We start from the raw sequence: 6000 nt of genomic DNA, 5'->3' as shown, positions 1-6000 counted from the left end.
CGGCGGGGGTGAGCACAGAGCGCTCAGCTCGAACTCCAAGAGAGGGTTCGAGCCCTCCGTCATGCCCGCACCCGGAAACGCTCCCGCTCCGCCGTGCCGGATGCTAGCCGGCGGCGCGGAGGAGGGCGGCGAAGTCGGTGGAGTCGAGGTCGAAGACGGGCGAACCTTCACCGAGTTTGGAGTCACGCACGTGGAAGCCCGAGTCGGCGCAGGGAGACAGCTCGACGCAGTTGGAGTTGTTGTCGCCTCCGCTGTGGCTGCTCTTACGCCAGGCCCGCCGGAGCTCGACGCAACTGGAGTTGTTGTCGGGGCCGCTGCGGCTGCTCTTACGCCAGGCCGTCAGGTCGGTCATCGAGATACTCCTTCAGCGCGATCGACTTCTGCCAGAGAACCTTCCACAACTCATCGTAACGTGCGATGCGAGGGGCCTCCTCGATGCACCAACTGTCGTCCCAGACCTCCGTATAAACGAACGTGGGGCCGCCATTCTCAGCGCCGTCCGATCGGTAGATCTCGAAGGCGCCTCCGCCCTCGGGGTGGGGGCCTACGACCACCTTGATTTCCCAGTTCGGAAGCGCGTCGAGCTCGAGCAGGCGATCGATCTGCCCCACCCTGTCCTCTTCGCTGAGATACCGCAGGTGACGCAGCGCTTGCTCGCCGATGAGGATTCGCACCGTAGGGTCGTCGGATCGATTGCACAGGTCGCGCTGTCGCTGGCGCTTGAACGGCCAGCCTCTATCGAGTGCCGCCTCCGGGACGTCCCATGCCAGCCGGAAGATGTTGTAGTGGTACGGCCTGCTTTGAGCGATACCCGGAATGAAGTACGGCTCGTACTTGAATATCCCGCCCATGTAGCGCTCGCCCATGTGCAGGCACAGAGCGTTGAATCGGCGGTCGGCCTGGAAGTTCTGGCGCGCCTCGTTCCGTGCGATCTCGACCATGTAGTCCCGCAGTTCCTTCGGGATGTCCAGGAACTCGGCGAGCGCGTAGACCTGGCCGACGTCGGGACACTTCTTGCCGTGCTCCCATTTGCCGACCGTCTGGTAGTCGCGTCCCAGGAACGCTCCGACCTCGGCTTGGGTGATCTTCCGCGCGTCCCGCCGGGTCTTCACGACGCGACCCGGAAACCACTTGGCGAGTTGGGACTCCGGCATGGTGGGTGCCTCCTGTGCCTCGACTTGCACCGTTCGGCTCCTCATGATGACACTCGGTTGTCGAACGGTGATCATCTGTTCAAACGAGTCACGCGGAAACAATGGCTCGAGAACAATGACGCCGACCGCGTCACCGCATCCGAGCCACGCCAAACACGGCAAGGAAAACCCCTGGTCAGGTCCCTTGCCGCGCCGTAGGTTGGGACCCATCGCGGGCGCTCCAGGGACCCGCGACGGTGGGGATACGGCCCGGGAGTCTGCGACCTCCCGATCCACTCGCGGCTCCCGGGCGCCACTCCATCGGATACCCGACAGGCTCCCAATTGGAGGTAAGCGGTGCACTATCCGAGCGTGCGACCCGACCGGACATCACCGGCGCCCGAGGACATCGAGGTCGGCCTCACCGTCGTCGGCGACGTCCGTGTCCGCTGCCTCTTCGATCCGGACTGGGGGTCGGTGATCTGCCTGCGCATCGCCCCGGGAGAGCTGGCCCAATACCTCGGCGTGGTCGCCGGGATCGAGACCGACGGCCCCAATCTGTATCTCGCCGAGGCCCAGCGCTGGCGATTGCCGACCCCCGAACACCGCCAGACCTTGCGGCGGAACGTCATCGATCTCTACCGCCGATGGCGGGAACAGATGACGGGCTGACACAGACTCGGGTGCGGCTCCTGGCAGTCGTTGTTCGCAGTCCCCGTGCCTCCCGCCGGGAGGCCGCACCCGACCTTCTTCCCTCGGCGGGTCCCCGCAGAGAGCCTGGGCCGAGGGAGGCGGAGGGGCCGCGTCGGGCATCTTGGTGGGGATGTCCGGTGCGGTCCCTTCTCGTGTGTCCGATCAGAACAGGCCCAGCAGCGCCGCCAGGACGAACAGGACCAGCACCACCAGCGCCGCGATGGCGATGTAGAGCAGGAGCTGCGGCCACACCACGATCACGACCGTGCCGCCCGCGACCGCGATCGCCGACGCCACGGCGAAGGCCCGCCACCTGGTACTGCCGCCGCCTCGTCCGCGAGCAGGTTCCTCGCCCGACAGCTCATCCGCCTGCGACACTCCCGCGGGTATCGGCATTGTCGGCTGCGCCGGCTGTGCGTCCTGATACCCGGGAGGGGCCAGCCGCTGCAGGTCGGACAGCAGCACGTCCAGCTCCGAATAGACCTTGGCGTTCATCGCCGCGTCGATGCGCTGCTGGTACTCGGCCACATCGAGCCGCCCGTCCTCCACCGCCTGCCGCAACCGGTCGAGCACGAGCTGCCGGTCGGACTCCGAGGCGCGCATCCGATCGCGGTCCATCTGGCCACCTCCAACTTCTGGTCAATACCAGGATGCCAGGCCAGGGCAACATGCGGCACGGGCCTTCCCTACCGGCCCCCGAACTGCGACCATGAAGACCATGAGTGCTGAAGAGGAACTCGTCGTCGGTGTCGGATCAGGCACCGAGACCACCGACATGGTCCTCAACATCGGTCCCCAGCACCCCTCCACCCACGGCGTGCTGCGGCTGCGGCTACGGCTCGACGGCGAGCGCGTCACCGAATGCGAACCGATCATCGGCTACATGCACCGGGGCGCCGAGAAGCTCTACGAAGTCCGCGACTATCGGCAGATCATGCTCCTGGCCAACCGGCACGACTGGCTGTCGGCCTTCTCCTCCGAACTCGGCGTCGCCCTCGCCGCCGAACGGCTCGCCGAAATCGAGGTGCCCGAACGGGCGGTGTGGCTGCGCATGGCGCTCGCGGAGATGAACCGGGTGCTCAACCACCTGATGTTCCTCGGCTCCTACCCGCTCGAGATCGGCGCGATCACCCCCATGTTCTACGCCTTCACCGAACGGGAAGTCCTCCAAGCGGTGTTCGAAGAGGCCAGCGGCGGACGCATCCACTACATGTACAACTGCGTCGGCGGCCTCAAGCAGGACGTGCCGAGCGGCTGGGAGGACCGCGCCCGCACCGCGCTCGACGACGTCGAGCACGGCATGAAGCGCATGGACAAGATGGTGCGCCACAACGAGATCTTCGCCGCCCGCACCAAGGGCGTCGGCGTGCTCGACAAGGACACCGCCGCCGCCTACGGCGTCTCCGGGCCGGTCGCGCGCGGCTCCGGCCTCGACTTCGACCTGCGGCGCGACGAACCCTACCTCGCCTACGGCGAACTGGACGTGCCGGTGGTGCTGCACGAAGGCGGCGACTGCTACGCGCGGTTCATGTGCCTGCTCGACCAGGTGCAAACCTCGATCGGCCTCGCCCGGACCTGCCTGGACCGGGCCGCCGCCATCGACGGGCCGGTCAACGTCAGGCTCCCCAAGATCTTCAAGCCGAAGGCCGGCGCCACCTACGTGTGGACCGAGAACCCCCTCGGCGTCAACGGGTACTACCTGGTCAGCCAGGGCGACAAGACCCCGTACCGGCTGAAGCTGCGCTCCGCGTCGTACTCGAACGTGCAGGCCCTGACCAGGCTCATGACCGGCTGCCTCATCCCGGACATGATCGCCATCCTCGGCTCGATGTTCTTCGTCGTCGGCGACATCGACAAGTAGTCAATCGCAGCGGTCCTCGGTCGAGGCGAGCAGCTCGTCGCCGCCCACGTCCCACCACCACGTCTCGACCGCGCCGCCGCGGGCGCACTCGACCCGCCCGTAGCCCCTGATCCGGGCCCCGGCCACGTCCCGCCCCGGACGGGACTCCGCGAGCGCGACCCAGTCCGGCCGCTCCGCCGGAGTCACCGAACCGACGGCGGCCCCCTCGGGCCGGCAGCCGGTCGAGACCGAGCCGCGCAGGCCGGGCGAGGCCCCTTCCCGGTCGACGTGCAGACTCACCGTGAGGAAGTCCCCGCCGGTGAACCGCCAATGACCCGACCGCCCCGGCCGGTCGACCCCGAAGTGCCCGGCCAGCGCCGCGCTTGCCTGCTCGAAGGCCGCCTCCGGCTCGTCGGTGGCCACCTCGAAGTGCCGCTGGAAGTTCACCCCGCCCCGCACCGGCGTCAGGTCGCAGGCGGTCGCCGCCGCCGGTCCGACCGAGAACGGGAACGCGCTCCCGGCGAGCGCCGAGGCCGCCACCCCGACGGCCGCGTCGGCCGCCGTCCGCCCCTCGGCGGCGTCGGCCTGCTCCCGCACGGTCGCCCCCGACGCGAAGAACGCCGCCGCCACCAGCAGCACCGCCCAGGCGACGACGATGGCCCGCAACCTTCGGCGCCAGGCGGGGGACAGGTTCGAGAACACCACCCCAGTCTCCCCCATCGATTCTCGGGCCGCCGACCGGTTCGCGGCCGCGGCGACGGCAAAGGGGCGGGCCGCCTACGCGGCCCGCCCCTTCCGGACTGGGTGAGCTGAACTACCCGGTCGGTCTCAGCGGCTCACCGAAAGCTTGGTCTCGTTGAGGCCCAGCGAGGCCTCGACCTCGCCGGTGGCGTCGCCGAAGCGCGAGAGCGCCCGCAGCGTCCACGCGCCCGGAGCGGCGAAGAACCGGAACTGGCCGTTCTCGCCGGTCACCACCTCGGCGGTGAACTCGCCGGAGCCGTCCAGCAGGCGCACGTACGCGCCCTGCACGGACTCGCCCTCCTCGTTCACCACCGTTCCGGTCAGCACGGTCTCCTTCTCGATGTCAACCGACGCCGGCAGGGCGGTGTCCTGGGCCGGTGCTCCGCAACCGTCTGCAGCCATGGGAAATTCCTTCCTCTACCGTCGCCGGGCTACTTGGTGCCGGGCTCGTCGCCGAGCGCGATCGGCACGCCCACCAGCGAGCCGTACTCGGTCCACGAGCCGTCGTAGTTCTTCACGTCCTCGTAGCCGAGGAGCTCGCGCAGCGCGAACCAGGTGTGGCTCGAGCGCTCGCCGATGCGGCAGTACGCGATGGTCGGCTTGGACTCGTCGAGCCCCGCCTCCTGCACGTAGATCTCGCGCAGCTCCTCGTTGGACTTGAAGGTGCCGTCCTCGTTGGCGGCCTTGCTCCACGGCACGCTCAGCGCGGTGGGAATGTGGCCGCCGCGCTGGCTCTGCTCCTGGGGCAGGTGCGCCGGGGCGAGCAGGCGCCCGGCGTACTCGTCGGGCGAGCGGACGTCGATGAGGTTCTTGGCGTCGATCGCGGCAACGACCTCGTCGCGCAGGGCGCGGATGGAGTCGTCCTGCGGCTTGGCGACGTAGGCGGTGGCCTCCCGCTTCGGCTTGTCGGTGACCAGTTCGCGGGCGTCGAGCTCCCACTTCTTGCGGCCGCCGTCGAGCAGCTTCACGTTCTGGTGGCCGTACAGCTTGAAGTACCAGTAGGCGTAGGCGGCGAACCAGTTGTTGTTGCCGCCGTAGAGGACGACGGTGTCGTCGTTGGAGATGCCGCGCTCGCCGAGGAGCTGCGAGAACTGCTCCTGGTTGACGAAGTCGCGGCGGATCGGGTCCTGGAGGTCTTCCTTCCAGTCGAGCTTGATCGCACCCTTGATGTGGCCGGAGTCGTAGGCGGAGGTGTCTTCGTCGACCTCCACGAACACCACGCCGGGGGTGTCGAGGTTTTCTTCCGCCCAGTCGGCGGTGACCAGCACGTCTTCACGAGCCATGTTGGGTTCTCTCCTGAGTAAGTGGGTATGACTGAATTCGGTCTGCTTACCGGGTTCGACAGCGTGGCCCCTCGTGCGGGAGTGGAGCTGGTCGAGCAGGGAGAATCCAGGCCGGATCGGTGCCTGGGAGTATGGAGCCTTGCTCTTGGAGATTTGCGCACGCTGGGCCGCATGGCGGCTGCCCGCAGGCTAGCCGCCTAGGACATTCGACAGAGCGTGGTCGCGATCCTGCAGAAGTCGATCGCGCGCCGCTTGGTGAGCATCGGCTTGCGCATGGGCTGAACGCTAGCAGACATCCCGGCCTGTGACC

At 68.1% G+C, this 6000-nt stretch carries 8 protein-coding genes; 2 read left to right on the top strand and 6 right to left on the bottom strand.

Translation table 11 applies throughout. The features are described 5' to 3' along the window. Positions 1-103: 103 nt before the first annotated feature. Complete coding sequence (locus CUT39_RS18605) at positions 104-352, bottom strand: DUF397 domain-containing protein (protein ID WP_100448933.1); 249 nt, start codon at positions 350-352, stop codon at positions 104-106. Beyond that, entirely contained in the window at positions 327-1184 is an 858-nt protein-coding gene (locus CUT39_RS18600; RefSeq protein WP_157930827.1) for a Scr1 family TA system antitoxin-like transcriptional regulator, read from the bottom strand. The genes CUT39_RS18605 and CUT39_RS18600 overlap by 26 nt, the downstream gene beginning before the upstream one ends. Before the next feature lie 306 nt (positions 1185-1490). Here CUT39_RS18600 and CUT39_RS18595 point away from each other — a divergent pair, with 306 nt between their 5' ends. Beyond that, positions 1491-1805 (top strand): hypothetical protein, encoded by a 315-nt coding sequence (locus CUT39_RS18595; protein WP_100448931.1) that lies wholly within the window; start codon positions 1491-1493, stop codon positions 1803-1805. 183 nt (positions 1806-1988) lie between these two features. On the opposite strand, the gene CUT39_RS18590 is transcribed toward CUT39_RS18595, so the two are convergent. After that, positions 1989-2444 carry a DUF1707 SHOCT-like domain-containing protein gene (locus CUT39_RS18590; protein WP_100448930.1) on the bottom strand — a complete coding sequence of 152 codons (456 nt, stop codon included), beginning with the start codon at positions 2442-2444 and terminating at the stop codon, positions 1989-1991. Between the two features lie 100 nt (positions 2445-2544). On the opposite strand from CUT39_RS18590, the gene CUT39_RS18585 reads away from it, so the two are divergent. Next, entirely contained in the window at positions 2545-3687 is a 1143-nt protein-coding gene (locus tag CUT39_RS18585) for an NADH-quinone oxidoreductase subunit D (protein ID WP_198587266.1), read from the top strand. On the opposite strand, the gene CUT39_RS18580 is transcribed toward CUT39_RS18585, so the two are convergent. The 3 genes from CUT39_RS18580 to CUT39_RS18570 all read right to left on the bottom strand — a co-directional run bounded on the left by CUT39_RS18580 (position 3688) and on the right by CUT39_RS18570 (position 5690). Next, positions 3688-4371, bottom strand: coding sequence for a hypothetical protein (locus CUT39_RS18580; protein WP_100448928.1), 684 nt, complete (start codon positions 4369-4371; stop codon positions 3688-3690). A gap of 123 nt (positions 4372-4494) precedes the next feature. Continuing rightward, the gene (locus CUT39_RS18575; RefSeq protein ID WP_100448927.1) at positions 4495-4809 is read right to left on the bottom strand and encodes a DUF1416 domain-containing protein; all 315 of its coding nucleotides are present in this window, start codon (positions 4807-4809) and stop codon (positions 4495-4497) included. Between the two features lie 29 nt (positions 4810-4838). Then, positions 4839-5690: a sulfurtransferase gene (locus tag CUT39_RS18570; protein ID WP_100448926.1), complete on the bottom strand. Its 852-nt coding sequence runs from the start codon at positions 5688-5690 to the stop codon at positions 4839-4841. Between the last annotated feature and the right edge of the window lie 310 nt (positions 5691-6000).

This window comes from Glycomyces xiaoerkulensis (assembly GCF_002798405.1).
GTDB classification, from domain to species: domain Bacteria; phylum Actinomycetota; class Actinomycetes; order Mycobacteriales; family Micromonosporaceae; genus Glycomyces; species Glycomyces xiaoerkulensis.
This window is presented reverse-complemented; position numbering and strand designations above follow the sequence as displayed.

Coding starts and splice junctions, on each gene's coding strand:
- CUT39_RS18605 (WP_100448933.1), bottom strand. CDS start 352: ATGACCGACCTGACGGCCTGGCGTAAGAGCAGCCGCAGCGGCCCCGAC.
- CUT39_RS18590 (WP_100448930.1), bottom strand. CDS start 2,444: ATGGACCGCGATCGGATGCGCGCCTCGGAGTCCGACCGGCAGCTCGTG.
- CUT39_RS18585 (WP_198587266.1), top strand. CDS start 2,545: ATGAGTGCTGAAGAGGAACTCGTCGTCGGTGTCGGATCAGGCACCGAG.
- CUT39_RS18575 (WP_100448927.1), bottom strand. CDS start 4,809: ATGGCTGCAGACGGTTGCGGAGCACCGGCCCAGGACACCGCCCTGCCG.
- CUT39_RS18570 (WP_100448926.1), bottom strand. CDS start 5,690: ATGGCTCGTGAAGACGTGCTGGTCACCGCCGACTGGGCGGAAGAAAAC.